At 59.5% G+C, this 20,361-nt stretch carries 16 protein-coding genes; 12 read left to right on the forward strand and 4 right to left on the reverse strand.

What is annotated here, in order from left to right:
* Nucleotides 1-273: 273 nt before the first annotated feature.
* Nucleotides 274-735: an REP-associated tyrosine transposase gene (locus BMY73_RS24500; RefSeq protein WP_092410381.1), complete on the forward strand. Its 462-nt coding sequence runs from the start codon at nt 274-276 to the stop codon at nt 733-735.
* Nucleotides 736-1,005: 270 nt separating this feature from the next.
* Nucleotides 1,006-2,853: a dihydroxy-acid dehydratase gene (ilvD, locus tag BMY73_RS24505; protein ID WP_092410383.1), complete on the forward strand. Its 1,848-nt coding sequence runs from the start codon at nt 1,006-1,008 to the stop codon at nt 2,851-2,853.
* Between the two features lie 90 nt (nt 2,854-2,943).
* Here the strand turns inward: ilvD and BMY73_RS24510 are convergent, their stop codons facing one another.
* Both BMY73_RS24510 and BMY73_RS24515 read right to left on the reverse strand, forming a co-directional pair.
* A complete protein-coding gene (locus BMY73_RS24510; protein ID WP_092410385.1) occupies nt 2,944-3,999 on the reverse strand; it encodes an HAD family hydrolase in 1,056 nt (351 codons plus the stop codon).
* A gap of 372 nt (nt 4,000-4,371) precedes the next feature.
* Nucleotides 4,372-4,884 carry a dihydrofolate reductase gene (locus BMY73_RS24515; RefSeq protein ID WP_092410387.1) on the reverse strand — a complete coding sequence of 171 codons (513 nt, stop codon included), beginning with the start codon at nt 4,882-4,884 and terminating at the stop codon, nt 4,372-4,374.
* Between the two features lie 235 nt (nt 4,885-5,119).
* Here BMY73_RS24515 and BMY73_RS24520 point away from each other — a divergent pair, with 235 nt between their 5' ends.
* The 3 genes from BMY73_RS24520 (at nt 5,120) to BMY73_RS24530 (ending at nt 8,486) form a co-directional block, all read left to right on the forward strand.
* Nucleotides 5,120-6,499, forward strand: coding sequence for a DUF2868 domain-containing protein (locus tag BMY73_RS24520; RefSeq protein ID WP_092410389.1), 1,380 nt, complete (start codon nt 5,120-5,122; stop codon nt 6,497-6,499).
* Nucleotides 6,492-7,880: a GTPase/DUF3482 domain-containing protein gene (locus BMY73_RS24525; RefSeq protein WP_062385589.1), complete on the forward strand. Its 1,389-nt coding sequence runs from the start codon at nt 6,492-6,494 to the stop codon at nt 7,878-7,880. The genes BMY73_RS24520 and BMY73_RS24525 overlap by 8 nt, the downstream gene beginning before the upstream one ends.
* Nucleotides 7,881-8,030: 150 nt before the next feature.
* Complete coding sequence (locus tag BMY73_RS24530) at nt 8,031-8,486, forward strand: YkgJ family cysteine cluster protein (protein ID WP_062385591.1); 456 nt, start codon at nt 8,031-8,033, stop codon at nt 8,484-8,486.
* A gap of 200 nt (nt 8,487-8,686) precedes the next feature.
* On the opposite strand, the gene typA is transcribed toward BMY73_RS24530, so the two are convergent.
* Both typA and thiI read right to left on the reverse strand, forming a co-directional pair.
* The gene (typA, locus tag BMY73_RS24535; protein WP_092410390.1) at nt 8,687-10,507 is read right to left on the reverse strand and encodes a translational GTPase TypA; all 1,821 of its coding nucleotides are present in this window, start codon (nt 10,505-10,507) and stop codon (nt 8,687-8,689) included.
* A gap of 139 nt (nt 10,508-10,646) precedes the next feature.
* A complete protein-coding gene (gene thiI, locus BMY73_RS24540) occupies nt 10,647-12,101 on the reverse strand; it encodes a tRNA uracil 4-sulfurtransferase ThiI (RefSeq protein WP_092410392.1) in 1,455 nt (484 codons plus the stop codon).
* A 331-nt stretch (nt 12,102-12,432) separates the two neighbouring features.
* Between thiI and glnA the strand changes: the two genes are divergently transcribed.
* The 7 genes from glnA (at nt 12,433) to BMY73_RS24580 (ending at nt 20,282) form a co-directional block, all read left to right on the forward strand.
* On the forward strand, nt 12,433-13,839 hold the full coding sequence (gene glnA, locus BMY73_RS24550) for a glutamate--ammonia ligase (RefSeq protein WP_062385596.1): 1,407 nt from the start codon (nt 12,433-12,435) through the stop codon (nt 13,837-13,839).
* 194 nt (nt 13,840-14,033) lie between these two features.
* A complete protein-coding gene (locus tag BMY73_RS24555) occupies nt 14,034-14,426 on the forward strand; it encodes a cupin domain-containing protein (RefSeq protein WP_238591755.1) in 393 nt (130 codons plus the stop codon).
* Between the two features lie 46 nt (nt 14,427-14,472).
* The gene (locus tag BMY73_RS24560) at nt 14,473-15,000 is read left to right on the forward strand and encodes a DUF4124 domain-containing protein (protein ID WP_062385600.1); all 528 of its coding nucleotides are present in this window, start codon (nt 14,473-14,475) and stop codon (nt 14,998-15,000) included.
* Nucleotides 14,984-15,628 (forward strand): DUF4124 domain-containing protein, encoded by a 645-nt coding sequence (locus BMY73_RS24565; RefSeq protein WP_092410394.1) that lies wholly within the window; start codon nt 14,984-14,986, stop codon nt 15,626-15,628. Before BMY73_RS24560 ends, BMY73_RS24565 begins: the two co-directional genes overlap by 17 nt.
* A 306-nt stretch (nt 15,629-15,934) precedes the next feature.
* Nucleotides 15,935-17,020, forward strand: a complete 1,086-nt coding sequence (gene glnL / locus BMY73_RS24570) for a nitrogen regulation protein NR(II) (protein ID WP_062385603.1) — start codon at nt 15,935-15,937, stop codon at nt 17,018-17,020.
* Nucleotides 17,017-18,453, forward strand: coding sequence for a nitrogen regulation protein NR(I) (gene ntrC / locus BMY73_RS24575; protein ID WP_062385605.1), 1,437 nt, complete (start codon nt 17,017-17,019; stop codon nt 18,451-18,453). The genes glnL and ntrC overlap by 4 nt, the downstream gene beginning before the upstream one ends.
* An 89-nt stretch (nt 18,454-18,542) precedes the next feature.
* The gene (locus BMY73_RS24580; protein WP_062385606.1) at nt 18,543-20,282 is read left to right on the forward strand and encodes an amidase; all 1,740 of its coding nucleotides are present in this window, start codon (nt 18,543-18,545) and stop codon (nt 20,280-20,282) included.
* Nucleotides 20,283-20,361 lie beyond the last annotated feature (79 nt).

The raw sequence follows: 20,361 nt of genomic DNA on the forward strand, positions 1-20,361 counted from the left end.
AATTCACTTCGGCTGTTTTGCCGAACACTCGCCAGCCCTATGGCGAGCCTTGTAGGAGCGTGGCTTGTCCCGCGATCTGTTGCGCAGCAACAGTAATGCCTGTGAACCCATTCTTCCTGACATGCCGCAATCGCCGGGTTTGCTGCCGGCTCCCGGCAGATCGCGGGACAAGCCTCGCTACAGGCTGGCTTTTTTTCTGACACACAATTTCGCTAGCCCGTCGATTTCCAGCCGCTAACGTTATCCTCAACTTTGATTGACGAGGGCAACGGAATGTCTGAGATCTCACCCGGCGGCAATCGCCTGCGCTTTGGGCGTTACTCCGAAAGCGGAGGCATTTATCTTCTAACCAGCGTCACACTGAATCGCTCACCGTTTTTCGGTGACTGGCAGATGGGTCGGTTGCTTGTGAATGCTTTTCGACGGGCAGAAGAAGAAGGAGCAGTGAGATCGTTAGCCTGGGTGGTCATGCCAGACCATTTTCATTGGCTCGTAGAACTCCAGAATGTGCATCTCCCCGTTTTGATGTGCAAAACCAAATCGCGAACCGTTCGGACATTCAACGATGCAACGGGAAACTGTCATCGTCTTTGGCAGAGGGGATATCACGACCGGGCGGTCAGAAGAGAGGAGGATCTGCAGGCGATCGCCCGCTACATTGTCATGAACCCGGTCAGGGCAGGGCTAGTGCGGCGGGTACATGACTACCCCCTTTGGGACGCGATCTGGCTCTGAGGCCGCCTATCGATTCATAACGGACAAGCCACTCGCCGACGGGGATCTGTGTAAGCCACAAGGTCGCTTGCCCATTCCCTCCCGCCGCCACAGGTGTAGAATCAGCGCTATTCATCGCCAGTCATCCCCGGCGGGTTTATGAGCTCAGGCTGAGCGTACGGTGATCCCGTGTCGTTCGGTTTCTTCGCTGCATCCGGTCACTGCCTTTTGCATCCGACGTCACTAGAAGCTCACTCCCTTCCTTATTAGCTGATTAGCCGGAGTGCTCCAATGCCTGATTACCGTTCGAAAACGTCCACCCACGGCCGCAATATGGCCGGCGCGCGTGCTTTGTGGCGTGCCACGGGCATGAAGGACGAAGACTTCAAGAAGCCGATCATCGCCATCGCCAACTCGTTTACCCAGTTCGTACCGGGGCACGTACACCTCAAGGATCTGGGCCAACTGGTCGCCCGCGAGATTGAAAAAGCAGGCGGCGTCGCCAAGGAATTCAACACCATCGCCGTGGATGACGGCATCGCCATGGGCCATGACGGCATGCTGTACTCGCTGCCGAGCCGCGAGATCATTGCCGACTCGGTCGAGTACATGGTCAACGCCCACTGCGCCGACGCCATCGTCTGCATCTCCAACTGCGACAAGATCACCCCCGGCATGCTGATGGCGGCCCTGCGTCTGAACATCCCGGTCATCTTCGTATCGGGTGGCCCGATGGAAGCGGGCAAGACCAAGCTCGCCAGCCACGGGCTGGATCTGGTCGACGCCATGGTCATCGCGGCCGACTCAACCGCTTCCGATGAAAAGGTCGCCGAATACGAGCGCAGCGCTTGCCCGACGTGCGGTTCGTGCTCCGGCATGTTCACCGCCAACTCGATGAACTGCCTGACAGAAGCGCTGGGTCTGGCATTGCCGGGCAACGGTTCGACCCTGGCCACGCACAGTGACCGCGAGCAACTGTTCCTGCAGGCGGGCCGCACCATCGTCGAGCTGTGCAAAACCTATTACCGCGACAACGATGACTCGGTACTGCCGCGTAACATCGCCAACTTCAAGGCCTTTGAAAACGCCATGACGCTGGACATCGCGATGGGCGGCTCGACCAACACCATCCTGCACTTGCTGGCCGCCGCTCAGGAAGCCGAAGTCGAATTCGACCTGCGTGACATCGACAGACTGTCGCGTCGCGTGCCGCAATTGTGCAAAGTCGCGCCGAACATCCAGAAGTACCACATGGAAGATGTACACCGCGCGGGCGGTATCTTCAGCATTCTCGGTTCGCTGGCCCGTGGCGGCCTGCTGCACACCGACCTGCCGACCGTCCACGCAAAATCCATGGAGGAAGCGATCGCCAAGTGGGACATCACCCAGACCGACGACGAAGCGGTTCATCACTTCTTCAAGGCCGGCCCGGCCGGTATCCCGACGCAAACCGCGTTCAGCCAGTCGACCCGCTGGGACACCCTGGACGACGACCGTGAAAACGGCTGTATCCGCAGTGTCGAGCACGCCTATTCGCAAGAAGGCGGGCTGGCCGTGCTGTACGGCAACATCGCGCTGGACGGTTGCGTGGTGAAAACCGCGGGCGTGGACGAGTCGATCCACGTGTTCGAAGGCAACGCAAAGATCTTCGAGAGCCAGGACAGCGCCGTTCGCGGCATCCTCGCTGACGAAGTCAAAGCGGGCGACATCGTGATCATCCGTTACGAGGGCCCGAAAGGCGGTCCGGGCATGCAGGAAATGCTCTACCCGACGTCGTATCTGAAATCCAAGGGGCTGGGCAAAGCCTGTGCGCTGCTGACCGACGGCCGTTTCTCGGGTGGCACATCGGGTCTGTCCATCGGTCATGCTTCTCCGGAAGCGGCCGCTGGCGGTGCAATCGGTCTGGTACGCGATGGTGACAAGGTGTTGATCGACATTCCAAACCGCTCGATCAACCTGTTGATCGACGACGCGGAAATGGCCGAGCGCCGTGCCGAGCAGGACAAAAAAGGCTGGAAACCCGCCGAAACCCGTCCTCGCAAGGTCACCACTGCCCTCAAGGCGTACGCCCTGCTGGCGACCAGTGCCGATAAAGGCGCTGTGCGTGACAAAGCCTTGCTGGAAAAACTGGTGCCGTGATCGGCGTTCAGCTCAGCGAATAAATGAAAAGCCCGGCAGCGATGCCGGGCTTTTTATTGCGCCGCAGGTTCAGGAGCGGAGCGCGCTGTATTACTGAATCTCGTCCGGCTTGACGATCACCCAGTTCTTGTCCGCCGTCACCGGCAGGCCTTCTTTGGCCTGGGCCTCGGCGTTGGTCTTGATCATGCCGTTGAGCTGGGTCATGTACTTGTCCTTGCGGTTGACCCACAAGTGGATGCCACCTTTGTTGACGTCGACGCTGTGAAACAGCATGTAGCCGTCGCTCGTGGGCGTGTCGCCACCGACCAGTACCGGTTTTTTCCACTGATCGATGTACGTCAGGATCGCCGCCTGCTTGCCGGCCATCCAGGTGGCTGGCGTCCACAGGTACGGCGTGAGTTCCAGGCCAAGGTTGGCCTTCTCGTCGTACTTGCCGGCCGTGATCTGCTTGCGCGCGGTGGTCAGTTCGCCGGTGTCGCGATTCTTCAGCAGCGTCGTCACCCCGATGACGTTCTGCGGTTTGACGTTGTAGCCATACTTGGGATCGGACGCGACCATGCGCACGAGCTCTTCGGACGCGGCGGTCATGACGTAGACCTCGATGCCATTCTCCATCAGCTTGTTGTACAGCTCAGCCTGGCCGGTGAAGACCTTCGGCGGCTGGACCTCGATGGTTTTGACAACATCACCTTCGTAATAGGTGCTCGGAACCGGCTTGCCGGACGCCATCAGCTCGTCCACATAACCTTTGAGCTCTTTCAAGGTAAAGCCGGAGAACACCTGCGCGACCCATGGATAGCAGACCATGTCGTCGATTTCGCAAAGGCGGTAGTAATAGCTGAACAGGCTTTCCTTGTGCTCAGCGGTGTCTTTGAACGGGATGAGCTTGAGGGAAGGATCGAGTTTTTCGCGCGTGATCAGCCCTTTGTTTTCCATGAACGGAAGCAGCGACTCTTCCAGATCATAGCGGTAGCTGGTGTTGTCCATGTCGAAGACGGCGAAGTTACCTTTATTGGCATTCGCGGCAATCATGGCGTTCAACTGCTTGGCCGCAGGCTCGGGCCAGTGCTTGAGCTCCGTGGACAAGGCCTGCCCGGCAAGGCCCAGACAGAGCGCAGCGGCCAACAGTTTTGGTGCGAGCTTCATAACGGTGTCCCCCCCTTTTATCAGTTCGAGGCTGGACCGTAACAAAAAGCCATTACTGTTTTAATGCGTCAGCGACCGTGTTCGTTCTGATGGCGTCACGTTGATAACCATCCGCGACAGATGACATGAAAACGACATATTTGTGACAGCTGCGGAGATTAGTGTATCCGTAACGTTGTAGGAGCGTGGCTTGTCCCGCGATCTGGCGCGAAGCGGCAGTAAACCCGGCGAACGCGGTTTTTCTGATAAGCCGAGGAGAAGGCTTTTGCTGCCGGTCCCCGGCAGATCGCGGGACAAGCCACGCTCCTACAGGTGATCGCATTCCTTTGTAGGAGCGCGCTTGAACTTAGCCGCATCCGGATCATTGGGATATCAGCCCCGCTCCCAAACCTCGAAGCTGTACGCAGGCTTGTCATCCAGCGCCGGATTTGGCGTGTCGGAAACCCGTTTCCACTGCGCCAGATCGAATTCCGGAAACCAGGCATCACCCTCGGGACTCAACGCCACGCGTGTCAGGTACAGGCGATCAGCCTGCGCCAGCCCTTGCGCATAGAGTTGTGCGCCACCAATCAACATCACTTCGCCAACGCCCTGTTCGTTCGCCCATTCCTCGGCGCGCTGTACGGCAGCTTCCAGCGAAGTGAACACCTCGGCGCCTTCAAGCTGAAGGCCGGCCTGGCGGGTCACGACGATGTTCAATCGACCGGGGAGCGGGCGGCCCAGAGAATCCCAGGTCTTGCGTCCCATGATGATCGGCTTGCCCAGGGTGGTCGCTTTGAAGTACTTGAAATCCCCCGGCAAATGCCAGGGCATGGAGTTGTCGACGCCGATGACCCGGTTTTCACCGAGGGCGGCAATCAGGCTGAGAGGGAGATGTTTTTTCATGGTGGCGAGGATAGCAGAGGCTACGAATTGATTCGTAGTCTGGCACTGATCGCGGTGTCGCAATGCGTGAAAGAAAGCTTCGCGAGCAAGCTCGCACCTCCAAACTGATGAGCGAGACTGCAAGCGGTGAGCTTGCTCGCGATTGCGGTTGTCCAAGAGACGCCAACCCTGCCGCTGTGCGCGATTGCGGCCACAACGGTTATGCTCACTGCTGACTCCACCAACGAGATACTGTGTGACTGCACTGACCCCACTTGATGAACTGTGGCTGACCGAAGCCGTGCGTTTGCGTGAGCAACACGCGGGCCCGCTGGAGGACAACGAGGCCAATCGCCGTGCCCGCGCCAGCGCGGGTGACTTGCTGACTCGCATCAAGCACCGCGCCCTGTCGCTCGCCGAACGCGACGGCATGCTCGCGGCCTTGCACCACTGGAAACAAGGCGCCCGGCTTTCGCTGATCGTGCTGGCCGTATTCGCTGTCGTCAGCGGTGCGGGCCTGGCGTTCGCTGCGTTGGGTGACGGACAAACGCCGGTCAATGTGTTCTGGGCGCTGGGCAGCCTGCTCGGCTTGAATCTGATCCTGCTGATCAGTTGGGCACTCGGCCTGATCTTCACGGGCGGGAGCGCGGCCAGCCTCGGTCGCCTCTGGTTATGGCTCAGCGAAAAACTCGCCCGTGACGCTCAAGCGGCGCAACTGGCCCCGGCTCTGATATTGCTGCTGCAACGCAAACGCCTGAACCGCTGGGTGCTGGGCACCTGCGTCAACGGCCTCTGGTTGCTGGCACTGATCAGCGCCCTCGCGCTCCTGTTATTGCTCATGGCAACCCGGCGCTACGGTTTCGTCTGGGAAACCACGATTCTGGGCAGCGACACCTTTGTCAGCCTGACTCAGAGCCTGGGCACCCTGCCGTCTCTGCTCGGCTTCAGCGTGCCCACAGAAAACATGATCCGGGCCAGTGGCGACAGCGCACAAACCATCGAAAACGCCCGACAGGCGTGGGCCGCGTGGCTGGTCGGCGTGCTGGTGGTGTACGGCATCCTGCCGCGTTTGCTCCTGACGCTGATGTGCTACGTCCGTTGGCGCGCGGGCCGCAAGCAGTTGACGCTGGACCTCAGCCAGCCCGGTTTCGCCGAACTGCGGGAGCGCTTGATGCCAAGCAGCGAACGCCTTGGCGTCAACGACGCAGCCCCCGCGCAATTGCATCACGTCCAAACCGGCACACCGAGCCTCGAGAGCGAAGGTGCGCTGCTGGTCGCGGTCGAACTCGACGATCAACGTCCCTGGCCGCCGACCCTGCCAAAAACCGTGGCCGATGCCGGTATTCTCGACAGCCGCGAATCCCGCAAAATCCTGCTCGACCAGTTGACCCGTTATCCGCCGGCGCGATTGGCCATCGCCTGCGACCCGCGCCGCTCGCCCGATCGAGGCAGTCTTGCACTGATTGCCGAGCTGGCACGGTGCGCGGCCTCAACGCGTATCTGGTTACTGCCTGCGCCGACGGGGCAGGCGCTGGATGCCGACCGTCTTGGCGATTGGCATCAGGCGCTGCAGCAACTGGAGCTGAAGTGGGCTGACAGCGCGCCACTGACCTGGCTGGAGACCGGACATGACTGATCGAGACGCGCGCCGGCCACTCAAGCTGGCAGTGGTCGGCCACACCAATGTGGGCAAAACCTCGTTACTGCGCACGCTGACCCGTGATGTCGGATTTGGCGAAGTCTCGCACCGACCGAGCACGACACGCCACGTGGAAGGCGCGCGATTGTCGGTCGATGGCGAAGCGCTGCTGGAGCTGTACGACACACCTGGCCTGGAAGACGCCATCGCCCTGCTCGACTTCCTGGAGCGTCTTGACCGCCCCGGTGAACGCCTCGACGGCCCCGCTCGCCTGGCGCGTTTTCTGGAGGGCAGCGAGGCCCGGCAGCGTTTTGAACAGGAAGCCAAGGTGTTGCGCCAACTGCTGGCGTCGGACGCCGGCCTGTACGTGATCGACGCCCGTGAGCCGGTGCTTGCCAAATACCGCGACGAACTCGCCGTGCTCGCCAGTTGCGGCAAGCCCCTGTTGCCGGTGCTCAATTTCGTCAGCAGCTCCCGGCATCGCGAACCTGACTGGCGGGAAGCCCTGGCTCGACTCGGTTTGCACGCACTGGTGCGCTTTGACAGCGTGGCACCTCCGGAAGACGGCGAGCGGCGGTTGTACGAAAGCCTAGCGTTGCTGCTGGAAACCTCGCGCAGTCAGTTGGAACGGTTGATCGCCGATCAACAGGCACAACGTGAGGTCCGCCGCCACAGCGCAGCGCGGCTTATCGCCGAGCTGCTGCTGGATTGCGCAGCCTGCCGCCGCAGCGTCGCGACGACGTCGGATCAGGTGCAGTCAGCCATCGACGACGTGCGTAAAGCCGTGCGCCAGCGCGAACAGCGTTGCGTCGAGGCGTTGCTCAAGCTGTATGCGTTCCGGCGGGAAGACGCGTCTGCCAGTGATCTCCCACTGCTGGACGGGCGCTGGGGGGATGACCTGTTCAATCCCGAAACGCTGAAACTGCTGGGCGTACGGGTGGGCGGTGGCATTGCTGCCGGGGCGGCGGCAGGTGCAGGCGTGGACTTGTTGGTGGGCGGCATCACCCTCGGTGCCGCGGCGCTAGTGGGCGCCATTGCCGGCGGCGCGCTGCAGACTGCCCGCAGTTATGGCGGCCGCTTGCTGGGCAAGCTGAAGGGCCGTCGAGAACTGACGGTCGACGATGCAGTCCTGCGTCTGCTGGCTTTGCGTCAACGCCAGCTGTTGATGGCGCTGGAGGCACGGGGTCATGCGGCAATGGACAGCATCAAGCTGGATACGCCACAGGACAAAACCTGGCGGGAAGGCAAACTGCCCGATGCGCTGCACAAGGCGCGAGCTCATCCGCAGTGGTCATCGCTGAACCCGCATCCCAAGCTCGACCAGACCGAGCGGCAGGAGCAGATCGAGGCGTTGGCGAGCTCGGTACTCGGTTCGTAAACCCTGCAAGCGGGCGCTCCACACGCGCTGCATTGCGAAGCCATGCCACCGTCCGCTGTTCGCCGACAGTCGCATCGATCATTTTGCGGTAGGGGAAATGGGCGCGGCCCGGTATGATCGCGCGCCCGATACACCCGGAAGCACAACGCCATGAAACCCACCTTGATCGCCGCTGCAGAAATCGACCGTCTCGAGACCTGGCAGAAATACTCCAGCCATATGTGTGGAGGCTGCATATCCAGTTGCTGCACGTTGCCGGTGGAAGCGAAGATCAAGGACCTGATTCGTATCGGCGTCGTCGACGAGTTCGAGCTGGGAGACAACCCGAAGAACATCGCCAAGCGATTGCAGAAGGAGGGGATCGTCGAGCGCTTCAATCAGAAGTCCGGGATTTTCACCCTCCAGCGCATGAGCAACAACGACTGCCTGTATCTGGATCGCAAAAGCCGTTTGTGCACCATTTACGACAAACGCCCCGACACCTGCCGCAACCACCCCAGGATCGGCCCGCGCCCCGGCTATTGCGCCTACAAGCCCAAGGAAGTCGTACGCGAGTCGAGCGGGACGCTGAGTTCGAACTCGGGCCGGGTGCCGTTGAAGTTCTGATCGCGCTGGATCGAAACAAAATGGTGGGAGCGAGCTTGCTCGCGAAAAGGATTCATCAGACACCCGATATGCAGCGGGTTGTCCTACGCCTTCGCGAGCAAGCTCGATCCCGCAGAAATCTCCACACTTTCACATCTACGACACAAACAAAAACGCCCCCGGCCTTTCGACCGGGGGCGTTTTCGTTCAGCCGGGGCTAGTTACGCCTTGGCTTTCTTGGCAGCGCGGGTACGCTCGCTTTCGTCGAGGATCTTCTTGCGAAGACGGATCGACTTAGGCGTAACTTCACACAGCTCGTCTTCCTGGATGTATTCCAGCGCCTGTTCCAGGGTGAAGCGAACAGGTGGGACCAGAGCGATGGTTTCGTCTTTACCCGAAGCACGCATGTTGTCGAGCTTCTTGCCCTTGGTAGGGTTGACGCCCAGGTCGTTGTCACGGCTGTTCTGGCCAACGATCTGACCGTTGTAGATTTCCTGACCGTGTTCAACGAACAGCTTGCCACGCGCCTGCAGGGTTTCCAGCGAGTAGGTCAGTGCCTTACCGGTTTCAACCGAAACCAGTACGCCGTTCTGACGGCCAGACATGTGGCCCGACTTCACGGTGTCGTAGCGATCGAAGATCGAGGTCAGGATGCCAGCACCGTTGGTCAGGGTCAGGAACTGGTTACGGAAACCGATCAGACCACGAGCAGGGATGTTGTATTCCAGACGCACACGGCCCTTGCCATCCGGCACCATGTTGCTCAGGTCGCCTTTACGCAGACCCATCTCTTCCATGACCTTGCCCTGAGCTTCTTCAGGGATGTCGATGGTCACGTTTTCGTACGGTTCCTGCTTCACGCCGTCAACTTCACGGATGATCACTTCAGGACGGCCCAGGGCCAGCTCGAAGCCTTCGCGACGCATGGTTTCGATCAGTACCGACAGGTGCAGCTCACCACGGCCGGAAACCTTGAACTTGTCAGCCGAGTCGCCTTCTTCAACGCGCAGTGCAACGTTGTACAGCAGCTCTTTGTCCAGACGGTCCTTGATGTTACGGGACGTCACGAACTTGCCTTCCTTACCGCAGAATGGCGAGTCGTTGACCTGGAAGGTCATGGAAACGGTCGGCTCGTCAACGGTCAACGGCTTCATCGCTTCAACGACAGTCGGGTCGCACAGGGTGTCGGAGATGAACAGCTCTTCGAAGCCGCTGATGCAGACGATGTCGCCGGCAGCTGCTTCTTCAACGTCGATGCGGTGCAGGCCGTGGTGACCCATCAGCTTGAGGATACGACCGTTGCGACGCTTGCCGTCAGCGCTGATCGCCACCACCGGGGTGTTTGGCTTGACGCGACCGCGAGCGATACGGCCAACACCGATGACGCCCAGGAAGCTGTTGTAGTCCAGTGCCGAAATCTGCATCTGGAAAGGACCGTCACGGTCGACTTTCGGCGGCGGGACGTGATCGACGACCGCCTGGTACAGCGGAGTCATGTCTTCGGCCATGTCGGTGTGGTCCAGACCTGCGATGCCGTTGATGGCAGAGGCGTAGACGACCTGGAAGTCCAGTTGCTCTTCGGTAGCCCCCAGGTTGTCGAACAGATCGAAGATCTGGTCCAGAACCCAGTCAGGACGCGCGCCCGGACGGTCAACCTTGTTGATGACCACGATTGGACGCAGGCCGGCTTCGAACGCCTTCTTGGTCACGAAACGGGTTTGCGGCATAGGGCCGTCTTGAGCGTCGACCAGCAGCAGAACGGAGTCAACCATCGACATCACGCGCTCTACTTCACCGCCGAAGTCGGCGTGGCCCGGGGTGTCAACGATGTTGATGTGGTAGCCATTCCAGTTGATCGCGGTGTTCTTCGCGAGAATGGTAATACCGCGCTCTTTTTCCTGGTCGTTGGAGTCCATCACGCGTTCGTCGTTGAGCTCGTTGCGCTCAAGGGTGCCGGACTGGCGCAAAAGCTTGTCGACGAGGGTGGTTTTACCGTGGTCAACGTGAGCAATGATGGCGATGTTGCGTAGATTTTCGATCACTTGTGTATCTCGATCAGAGGATTCGGTCAGCTGCTTAGTGTAGGCAGCTATGAACAGTAGAACCGGCTAAAGCCGTTACGGCTGACGACTGGTGTCGGGGGGCCGGTGACGCAAGCCACAGGCAAACAGCCCCGGGCACTTAGCTCGGTCGATAAACGCGCACATTGGCATGCCCCTCACTGAGCAAATGATGAGCATGCAGGCGACTCATGACGCCTTTGTCGCAATACAGCAGGTACTGGCGCGTGTGATCCAGTTCCTTGAAACGGCTGTTCAGTGCAAAGAACGGCAGCGTTTGTACTTCAACGCCCGACAGTTCCAGCGGACGGTCTTCGGCTTCATCCGGGTGCCGGATGTCGATGACCACCTGTCCGGCCAGAGCCTGACTGACTTCTTCGACCTGAACATCCTGACCCAACTCCTCGATCACGCGATCGATGGGCACCAGACGGGCGTTTTCGAGCGCACGCTCGAGGACTGCCATGTCGAATTCTTTTTCTTCATGCTCGACGCGGTGGCGTTTGGCCGCGGTCTTTGGATTGACCGAGATCACACCGCAATATTCCGGCATGTGGCGGGCAAAATCGCCGGTGCCGATCTCGTCGGCCAGGTCGATGATGTCCTGCTTGTGACTGGCGATCAGCGGGCGCAGAACCAGCTTTTCAGTCACGCAATCGATAACCGACAGGTTAGGCAATGTCTGGCTGGACACCTGGGAAATCGCTTCCCCGGTCACCAGCGCGTCGATTTCCAGCCTGTCGGCCATATGGGTCGCAGCGCGCAACATCATACGCTTCAATACTACGCCCATATGACTGTTATCGACTTTTCCGAGAATTTCTCCCAGAACTTCCTCGAACGGTACGCTGATGAACAGCACCCGCTGCGAACTGCCGTACTTCTTCCAGATGAAGTGCGCAACTTCCATCACGCCCAGCTCATGGGCTCTGCCGCCCAGATTGAAAAAGCAGAAATGGCTCATCAGGCCGCGACGCATCACCTGATACGCCGCAACGGTGGAGTCGAAACCACCCGACATCAGCACCAGCGTCTGCTCCAGCGAGCCCAGCGGATACCCGCCGATGCTGTTGTGCTGGCTGTGAATCACGAACAGGCGCTGATCGCGAATCTCGAGGCGCACCTCGACTTCCGGCGCTTTCAGGGAGATACCTGCCGCACCGCATTCGCGACGCAGTTTGCTGCCCACGTACTTCTCGACATCCATGGAGCTGAAGTCGTGATGACCGGCGCGCTTGCAGCGCACTGAAAAAATCTTGCCAGGCAGGGCATCACCGAAGTGCAGCCTGCACTTCTCGTAGATGTCATCCATGTCACCCAGCGGGTACTGATCGACCTGCAGGAAATGGGCGATGCCGGGCATACAGCTCAGGCGTTCGGTCATTTCATGGAGGATCCTGGAATCCTGGACCTTCGTTTCGACCTCGAGGTTGTCCCACACGCCATCGACCACCAGTGCCGGGTCCAGATCACGGAGCACGGTACGGATGTTTTTGGCCAGCTGCTTGATGAAGCGCTTGCGCACAGGCCGGCTTTTGATAGTGATTTCCGGGAAAACTTTGACGATTAGTTTCATGAAAACAGCGCGCGAGGTGCCGGTCGAAAAAGGGGGGCGCGGATTATAGCGGAAATTGCTCAAGGTTTAACCAGTTATCGTACAGCCAATCATCAGCGCACCAAAAAGTGACTGTATACAATTCTAGCGCACCGATTCAGTGCGCCAGTTTTCACATATGCGACGTTTTTCGCCCTAAAACCGGTTGTTTTCCGCAGAAAACCCAACACAGGGCACTGGCATGCAAATTGCTCCCTTGTGAGGCAGGTTGCCTTGGCCGACTATCGCGCCCGGCATCACCCAAATTAAAGGGCCAACAACTATCCAGCCCTAATCCACCCCGGAGGACAACATGTCGAAGTCGGTTCAACTCATCAAAGATCATGACGTTAAGTGGATTGATCTGCGCTTCACGGACACCAAAGGCACTCAGCACCACGTGACCATGCCAGCTCGCGATGCGCTGGAAGACGATTTCTTCGAAGTCGGCAAAATGTTCGACGGTTCCTCCATCTCTGGCTGGAAAGGCATCGAAGCCTCCGACATGATCCTGCTGCCGGACGACGAAACCGCCGTTCTGGACCCGTTCACCGAAGAGCCGACCCTGATCCTGGTTTGCGACATCATCGAACCTTCGACCATGCAAGGTTACGACCGCGACCCACGCGCAATCGCTCACCGCGCCGAGGAATACCTGAAGTCCACCGGTATCGGTGACACCGTATTCGCCGGTCCAGAGCCAGAATTCTTCATCTTCGACGAAGTGAAGTTCAAATCCGACATCTCCGGCTCCATGTTCAAGATCTTCTCCGAACAAGGTTCGTGGATGTCCGACGCTGATATCGAAGGCGGTAACAAGGGCCACCGTCCAGGTATCAAAGGCGGCTACTTCCCTGTTCCACCGTTCGACCACGACCACGAAATCCGCACCGCAATGTGCAACGCCCTGGAAGAAATGGGTCAGGTCGTCGAAGTTCACCACCACGAAGTGGCAACCGCTGGCCAGAACGAAATCGGCGTGAAATTCAACACGCTGGTCAAGAAGGCTGACGAAGTTCAGACCCTGAAATACGTGGTACACAACGTTGCCGACGCTTACGGCCGCACCGCCACCTTCATGCCTAAGCCTCTGTACGGCGACAACGGCTCGGGTATGCACGTACACATGTCCATCGCCAAAGATGGCAAGAACACCTTCGCAGGCGAAGGTTATGCCGGGCTGTCCGACACCGCTCTGTACTTCATCGGCGGTATCATCAAGCACGGTAAGGCGCTGAACGGCTTCACCAACCCTTCGACCAACTCCTACAAGCGTCTGGTCCCAGGTTTTGAAGCACCGGTGATGCTGGCCTACTCGGCTCGCAACCGTTCCGCTTCGATCCGTATTCCTTACGTTTCCAGCCCACGCGGCCGTCGTATCGAAGCACGCTTCCCGGATCCATCGGCTAACCCATACCTGGCGTTCGCCGCTCTGCTGATGGCTGGCCTGGACGGCATCCAGAACAAGATCCACCCTGGCGATGCAGCCGACAAAAACCTGTACGACCTGCCGCCAGAAGAAGCAGCAGAGATCCCACAAGTTTGCGGCAGCCTGAAAGAAGCCCTGGAAGAGCTGGACAAGGGCCGCGCATTCCTGACCAAAGGCGGCGTATTCAGCGATGACTTCATCGACGCTTACATCGCGCTGAAATCGGAAGAAGAAATCAAGGTACGTACCTTCGTACACCCACTGGAATACGAGCTGTACTACAGCTGCTGATCCAGTCGCGCAAGCCTGGCTGCGTGAAAGAGAGGCCTCCTTCGGGAGGCCTTTTTTATTGCGCGATGTGTTGACTATAAATATGTACCGCAGATGGAAAAACCGTTCCTGACACCCTTGCTGGCTCTCATCACAACCTTCGCAAGGATCGCCCCATGCTCAGAAACGCAGCGGCTTACCTGTTAGCCCCCACGATGCTGCTCAGTGGATGCGCCACTGCCCACAACACCGAGCCCACAAAAGCCCCCGCCGTCGAATCCAGCGTACTGCTCAAAAGCAGCCGCTCATGGGATGGCACGCCTTACGTCGCGTACCCGTCTGGAACGCCGGAGCTGACCGTGCTCAAAATCAGGATCCCCGCCAACACGGCCCTTAATTGGCATCAGCATCCGATGCCGAACGCCGCCTACGTGGTATCCGGCGAACTCAAGGTGGAAACCCGAGAGGGCGGCAAGTCGATAATGTTGAAAGCCGGAGACGTGCTGCCTGAGATGGTCGACCAGCAGCACCGCGGAGTAACCGCAGCGCGAGCGGTCGAATTGGTCGTGTTCTATGCTGGCACCCCGGGCCTGCCGCTGTCACAGTAGCGCCTTGCGACCTGTTGTTGACCTTGCCGTCGTCATTGGAGTGTTCATGCGTCGAAGCCTCGCCCTTCTGCTGCTGATAGTGGTCATGCCCGCCGTTGCGCAGATCTACAAGTACACCGACGCCGACGGCAATACGGCCTACAGCAACCAGCCCCCAAACGGCACCCGGTCCGAGACGGTCGAGTTGCCCCCGCTCAACAGCGTACCGACCGTTGCACCGGCGCCCGCTACCACAAGTGCGCCACAAAACCAGAGCCAGGCACCGGAAAACACAGCGGCCTATTCCGTGCTGGAACTGACCGACCTGCCGGATGGTGAAGCGCTGCGCGCCAATAACGGTACCTTTACGGTCGGCGTCGCAATACAACCGCGCCTGCAATCGGGTCACCTGCTGCAACTTGTGATCGATGGCAGGCCTTACGGGCAGCCCACCAACATCCCGCGCCTGCAAGTGATGGAGCTCGACCGCGGCGAGCACAGCCTTGCCGTACAGGTCCTGCAGGGCGACGAGTTGATCCAGCAAAGCCAGACGATCACCCTCACAGTGCAGCGAGTCCATGTCGGCAGACCGTAAAGCCACCTGGCTGCAATGCGCGCTCATTGCACTGTTGATGCTCATCGGCCACTCGGCGGTGGCCGAGGTTTATACCTACATCGACGCCGAGGGTAACCGGGTATTCACCGATCAACCGCGACGCAATGCCAAAAAGGTCGACATCGCCCCCAGCAATCAGATCAAGGCCGCGCCGAAGAAACCCAGTCAGGCATCGAACGCCAAAGACAAGCCCGCCCCTTTGTTTCGCTATCAGTTGCTACGCATTCTGGCGCCAGAGCCCGACAGCACGATTCGCGATATTCAGGGCAACCTGATCGTGACCGTCACCAACGACCCTGAGCTTCAGCCTGGTCACACATACCGCCTGCTAGTGGACAGCAAGGTTTACGGCGGAGCCAGTCGCAGCCCGGTGTTTCCTCTGGCCAACCTGGATCGTGGGACACATCAACTGTCGGTCGAAATCGTTGACGAGTTCGGAAGGGTGGCGGAACGAACCCCTAATCAGCCATTCCACGTGATGCGAATTTCCCTGGCTCAGAAGCGTCTTGCCCAACCCTGCAAGACCGACGATTACGGCGTGCGTCCCGAGTGCCCTGTCAAGGACAAGCCTCCTGAGAAGAAGAGCAGCATCCTGCCTTTTTTCTGATAACTCACACATGACTGGCTAAGCTCCATAATGGTGCGCAAGCTGAACAAACGCGATGCAAAAAATCCCATTTTGGTTCACGGATCATGCGCTGTTGCCCATTCTTCGGGCTATCCGTGCAAAAAACGCTCGAAATGACTCGCCCGGCGCTTCTTTTCGGAGCCTTGGTTTGGTTTTTGCATTTTCAAACAGATAAGCAACGGCAAGCCGGTACCGAGCGGCTTGCCAGCGCTGGCGAAGACCAACCAGAGCCTGCACGTTTGGGCCCTCCCACGTGTAATGCGCCAAAAGAGGTCAACGAGATTCATGACTATCAGCGATACGCTGCACCGACTGTTACTCGACAACCTGACCACTGCCACGATTCTGCTCAATTCAGACCTGCGCCTGGAATACATGAATCCCGCAGCTGAAATGCTGCTGGCGATCAGTGGTCAGCGCAGTCACGGGCAATTCATCAGCGAGTTGTTCACGGAATCCGCCGAAGCCCTCAGCTCGCTTCGTCAAGCGGTGGAACAGGCGCATCCGTTTACCAAGCGTGAAGCCATGCTGACCGCGCTGACCGGCCAGACGCTGACGGTCGACTACGCCGTGACGCCGATTCTGTCGCAAGGCGAAACCATGTTGCTGCTGGAGGTCCATCCGCGTGACCGCCTGCTGCGCATCACCAAGGAAGAAGCTCAGCTGTCGAAGCAGGAAACCACCAAGATGCTGGTGCGTGGACTGGCCCATGAAATAAAGAATCCGCTGGGCGGGATTCGCGGCGCCGCACAGCTACTGGCGCGGGAGCTGCCGGAGGAAAGTCTGAAAGACTACACCAACGTCATCATCGAGGAAGCCGATCGCCTGCGTAACCTGGTGGACAGGATGCTGGGCTCGAACAAGCTGCCCTCGCTGGCAATGACCAACGTCCATGAAGTGCTTGAACGCGTCTGCAGCCTGGTTGAAGCGGAGAGTCAGGGCTGCATCACGTTGGTGCGCGACTATGACCCAAGCATTCCGGACGTCTTGATCGATCGCGACCAAATGGTTCAGGCCGTGCTCAACATTGTGCGCAACGCCATGCAGGCCATCAGCGGGCAAAACGAACTGCGCCTGGGCCGGATCAGCCTGCGCACCCGCGCGATGCGCCAGTTCACGATTGGCCATGTGCGCCATCGTCTCGTGAGCAAGATTGAAATCATCGACAACGGTCCGGGCATCCCGCCGGAACTTCAGGAAACCATTTTCTACCCAATGGTCAGCGGCCGTCCGGACGGTACCGGGCTGGGCCTTGCCATCACCCAGAACATCATCAGTCAGCACCAGGGGCTGATCGAGTGTGACAGCCATCCTGGCCACACCACCTTCTCGATCTTCTTGCCGCTGGAACAAGGAGCAGCTTCGACATGAGCCGTAGTGAAACTGTCTGGATCGTCGATGACGACCGTTCCATCCGCTGGGTACTGGAAAAGGCCTTGCAACAAGAAGGCATGACCACACAAAGCTTCGACAGTGCCGATGGCGTGATGAGCCGCCTGGCCCGTCAGCAACCGGACGTCATCATTTCCGATATTCGCATGCCGGGCGCCAGTGGCCTGGACCTGCTGGCGCGTATTCGCGAACAGCATCCGCGCCTGCCGGTCATCATCATGACCGCGCATTCGGACCTGGACAGTGCCGTGGCCTCGTATCAAGGCGGCGCCTTCGAATACCTGCCCAAGCCGTTCGACGTGGACGAGGCGGTCTCTCTGGTCAAACGCGCCAATCAGCACGCCCAGGAACAACAGGGCATGGACGTTGCGCCCACCCTGACCCGCACCCCTGAAATCATCGGCGAAGCACCGGCGATGCAGGAAGTGTTTCGCGCCATCGGTCGCCTGAGTCACTCCAACATCACGGTGCTGATCAACGGTGAGTCGGGGACGGGTAAAGAGCTGGTGGCTCACGCCCTGCACCGTCACAGCCCGCGTTCGGCCTCACCCTTTATCGCGCTGAACATGGCAGCGATCCCGAAGGATTTGATGGAGTCCGAACTGTTTGGCCATGAAAAAGGCGCGTTCACCGGTGCGGCCAACCTGCGCCGCGGACGTTTCGAGCAAGCGGACGGCGGTACCTTGTTTCTCGACGAAATCGGCGACATGCCGGCCGACACCCAGACGCGTCTGTTGCGTGTACTGGCAGACGGCGAGTTCTATCGCGTCGGGGGTCACACGCCGGTCAAGGTCGATGTGCGGATCATTGCGGCCACGCACCAGAATCTGGAAACCCTGGTTCAGGCCGGCAAATTCCGTGAGGACTTGTTCCACCGACTGAACGTGATTCGCATCCACATTCCGCGCTTGTCCGACCGCCGTGAAGACATTCCGACGCTGGCCAAGCACTTCCTCAGTCGTGCGGCGCAAGAACTCGCCGTCGAACCGAAGTTGCTGAAAGCCGAGACCGAGGAATACCTCAAACACCTGCCGTGGCCAGGGAACGTGCGACAGCTGGAAAACACCTGCCGCTGGATCACGGTCATGGCTTCGGGTCGCGAAGTGCACATCAGCGACCTGCCGCCCGAGTTGCTGAGCCTGCCTCAGGACGCTGCACCGGTCACCAACTGGGAGCAAGCCCTTCGCCAATGGGCGGATCAGGCGCTGGCACGGGGTCAATCCAGTCTGCTGGACAGCGCCGTGCCGACCTTCGAACGCATCATGATCGAAACGGCCCTGAAACATACCGCTGGACGTCGCCGCGACGCGGCCGTGCTGCTGGGATGGGGCCGCAATACCTTGACGCGCAAGATCAAGGAGTTGGGCATGAAGATCGATGGCGGGGATGACGACGAGGGAGACGAAGCCTGAGCGAACTGTCATTTGTGACAGTTTACGCCGGCCCCCAACAGTGATTAGCTCCCTGAGTGCCAAGCACCACAGACAGGGAGCTACATTGCGTGAAAGGATTCTGGCAACAGGTCTACCGGTGGGGTAAGGACGAACGCCTTCGTCGCCCACCTATCAAAAAGCAGGAGCGGCTGGTCGACTATTCCCTCGTCGAAATGGCTGCGCTCCTGCGCGCTGGTGAACTGACCTCCCGGCAGATCACGCTTGCCTATCTTGCCCGCATCGACCGGCTCAACGGTCCTTTTGAAATCTACAACGACAATGGCGGCTATAACGCGTTTGTCCGTATCGACCGCGAGCAAGCGCTGGTGCAGTCAGACGAAGCGGATGCATGGATCAACAACCCCGAGGATCCCCGCGGTCCCGCACCGCTGCTGTGTGGAATACCTGTAGGCGTCAAGGATTCCATCGGCATCGTTGACCGCGAAAGCAAGAATGGCGCCCCGGAATTCAGCACCAACGTTGCGTTGCGCGATGCCACTGCCGTTGCCCGATTGCGCGATGCAGGCGCCGTCGTGCTGGGGCACACCATTTGCTCTCGCTTTTCAGGCAGCACGCATGGCGATTTCGGCTGCAATGCCTGGGACCTCGACAAGGTGCCCGGCGGTTCCAGTTCTGGGTCGGCCATCGCCCCGGTCGCGAGGCTTTGCGTCGCGACACTGGGTGAGGAGACCGGCGGCTCCATGATCATTCCGGCCGCCGCCAACGGTGCCAGCGCGATCAAGCCCTCACTGGGCTATGTATCAACGGGCGGTGTAATGCCCTTGCGCATAGGTTGGGATGTGGTCGGCCCCATGGCGCGCTCGGTACAGGACGCCGCGCATGTGCTCGCCGCGATACAGGGGCCCGACCCTGACGGTGACCCGCAAACCTTGCATACGCCGCTGCCGTTTCCGCCCATGCCAACTGAACCCCGTCCCGGAGCGGCACCACTGACGGGGCTGACGATCGGCATTCCCCAGACGGACTGGATGACGACATCCGCAGTGCCTCCTGCACAGACCTATGACGCCGACTACAGCGCAGCCTTTGAGCGCTTCAAGGTGCAATTGCAGCAGTTGGGCGCCCGCGTGATCGAGTTTGCAGGGGTGAACATGGCGGATGAGGTGAATTGCCTTTACTACGCGGGCCCCATTCTCTGGACGATCGAAAATCCCTATACACCCGTAACGCCAGCCATGGCGACGACCTATTGCCAGCAATACGAAGCGAACTATTGGCAGGCCGTCGAGGCCTTCGCCGCGGGCCGTCCTGAAGCCGACCAGGAAACGCTTTTACGTTATTACGGCACGAAGTACACCCATCCTGTCGTGGAGCAGCTCCCGTGCGCTGTTCGAATCGAAGCGGAGCAGCGCCGTCGTCAGCAGATGGCGCTATGGCAAGACGCTCTGAATGTCGCCGGCGTGGATTTCATGATGGTCCTGCCGTTAGGCGCGCATGTGGGATTTCGTCAGGGAATGGGAGAACCGTCTGGCCTGCAAAACCAACGGTCCTATTACGATCTGCCCAATGCATTGGGATGGCCGATGGTGACATTCCCCATTGGCCACGGCAGAACGGGCATCGATAAACGGTTACCGATAAACGCCGCCTTCTGGGGGCCTCGCTTCAGTGACCCACGCCTGGTTCAGGCGGCCATGGACTACCAACACCATCACCCTGAGTACCATCGAGAGGCACCCGAGGACCCACCGCTTCGAAGGCCCGTGGCGCTTGCGCAACCTTTCTGGCCGGTGAGCCGCGAAAGCTCGACAGACCCGTTGGTTAAGGAAGGTAGCTTGCGGCCATGAACGACGACGTGAATTTTTTTGTCATTGCCTGGCGCCCGGCGAATACGCCGATCCGGCTTATAACCGCTGACGGGGCTCC

The organism is Pseudomonas sp. NFACC02, from assembly GCF_900110765.1.
GTDB lineage: Bacteria > Pseudomonadota > Gammaproteobacteria > Pseudomonadales > Pseudomonadaceae > Aquipseudomonas.

Coding starts and splice junctions, on each gene's coding strand:
- BMY73_RS24500 (WP_092410381.1), top strand. CDS start 274: ATGTCTGAGATCTCACCCGGCGGCAATCGCCTGCGCTTTGGGCGTTAC.
- ilvD (WP_092410383.1), top strand. CDS start 1,006: ATGCCTGATTACCGTTCGAAAACGTCCACCCACGGCCGCAATATGGCC.
- BMY73_RS24510 (WP_092410385.1), bottom strand. CDS start 3,999: ATGAAGCTCGCACCAAAACTGTTGGCCGCTGCGCTCTGTCTGGGCCTT.
- BMY73_RS24515 (WP_092410387.1), bottom strand. CDS start 4,884: ATGAAAAAACATCTCCCTCTCAGCCTGATTGCCGCCCTCGGTGAAAAC.
- BMY73_RS24525 (WP_062385589.1), top strand. CDS start 6,492: ATGACTGATCGAGACGCGCGCCGGCCACTCAAGCTGGCAGTGGTCGGC.
- BMY73_RS24530 (WP_062385591.1), top strand. CDS start 8,031: ATGAAACCCACCTTGATCGCCGCTGCAGAAATCGACCGTCTCGAGACC.
- thiI (WP_092410392.1), bottom strand. CDS start 12,101: ATGAAACTAATCGTCAAAGTTTTCCCGGAAATCACTATCAAAAGCCGG.
- glnA (WP_062385596.1), top strand. CDS start 12,433: ATGTCGAAGTCGGTTCAACTCATCAAAGATCATGACGTTAAGTGGATT.
- BMY73_RS24555 (WP_238591755.1), top strand. CDS start 14,034: ATGCTGCTCAGTGGATGCGCCACTGCCCACAACACCGAGCCCACAAAA.
- BMY73_RS24560 (WP_062385600.1), top strand. CDS start 14,473: ATGCGTCGAAGCCTCGCCCTTCTGCTGCTGATAGTGGTCATGCCCGCC.
- BMY73_RS24565 (WP_092410394.1), top strand. CDS start 14,984: ATGTCGGCAGACCGTAAAGCCACCTGGCTGCAATGCGCGCTCATTGCA.
- glnL (WP_062385603.1), top strand. CDS start 15,935: ATGACTATCAGCGATACGCTGCACCGACTGTTACTCGACAACCTGACC.
- ntrC (WP_062385605.1), top strand. CDS start 17,017: ATGAGCCGTAGTGAAACTGTCTGGATCGTCGATGACGACCGTTCCATC.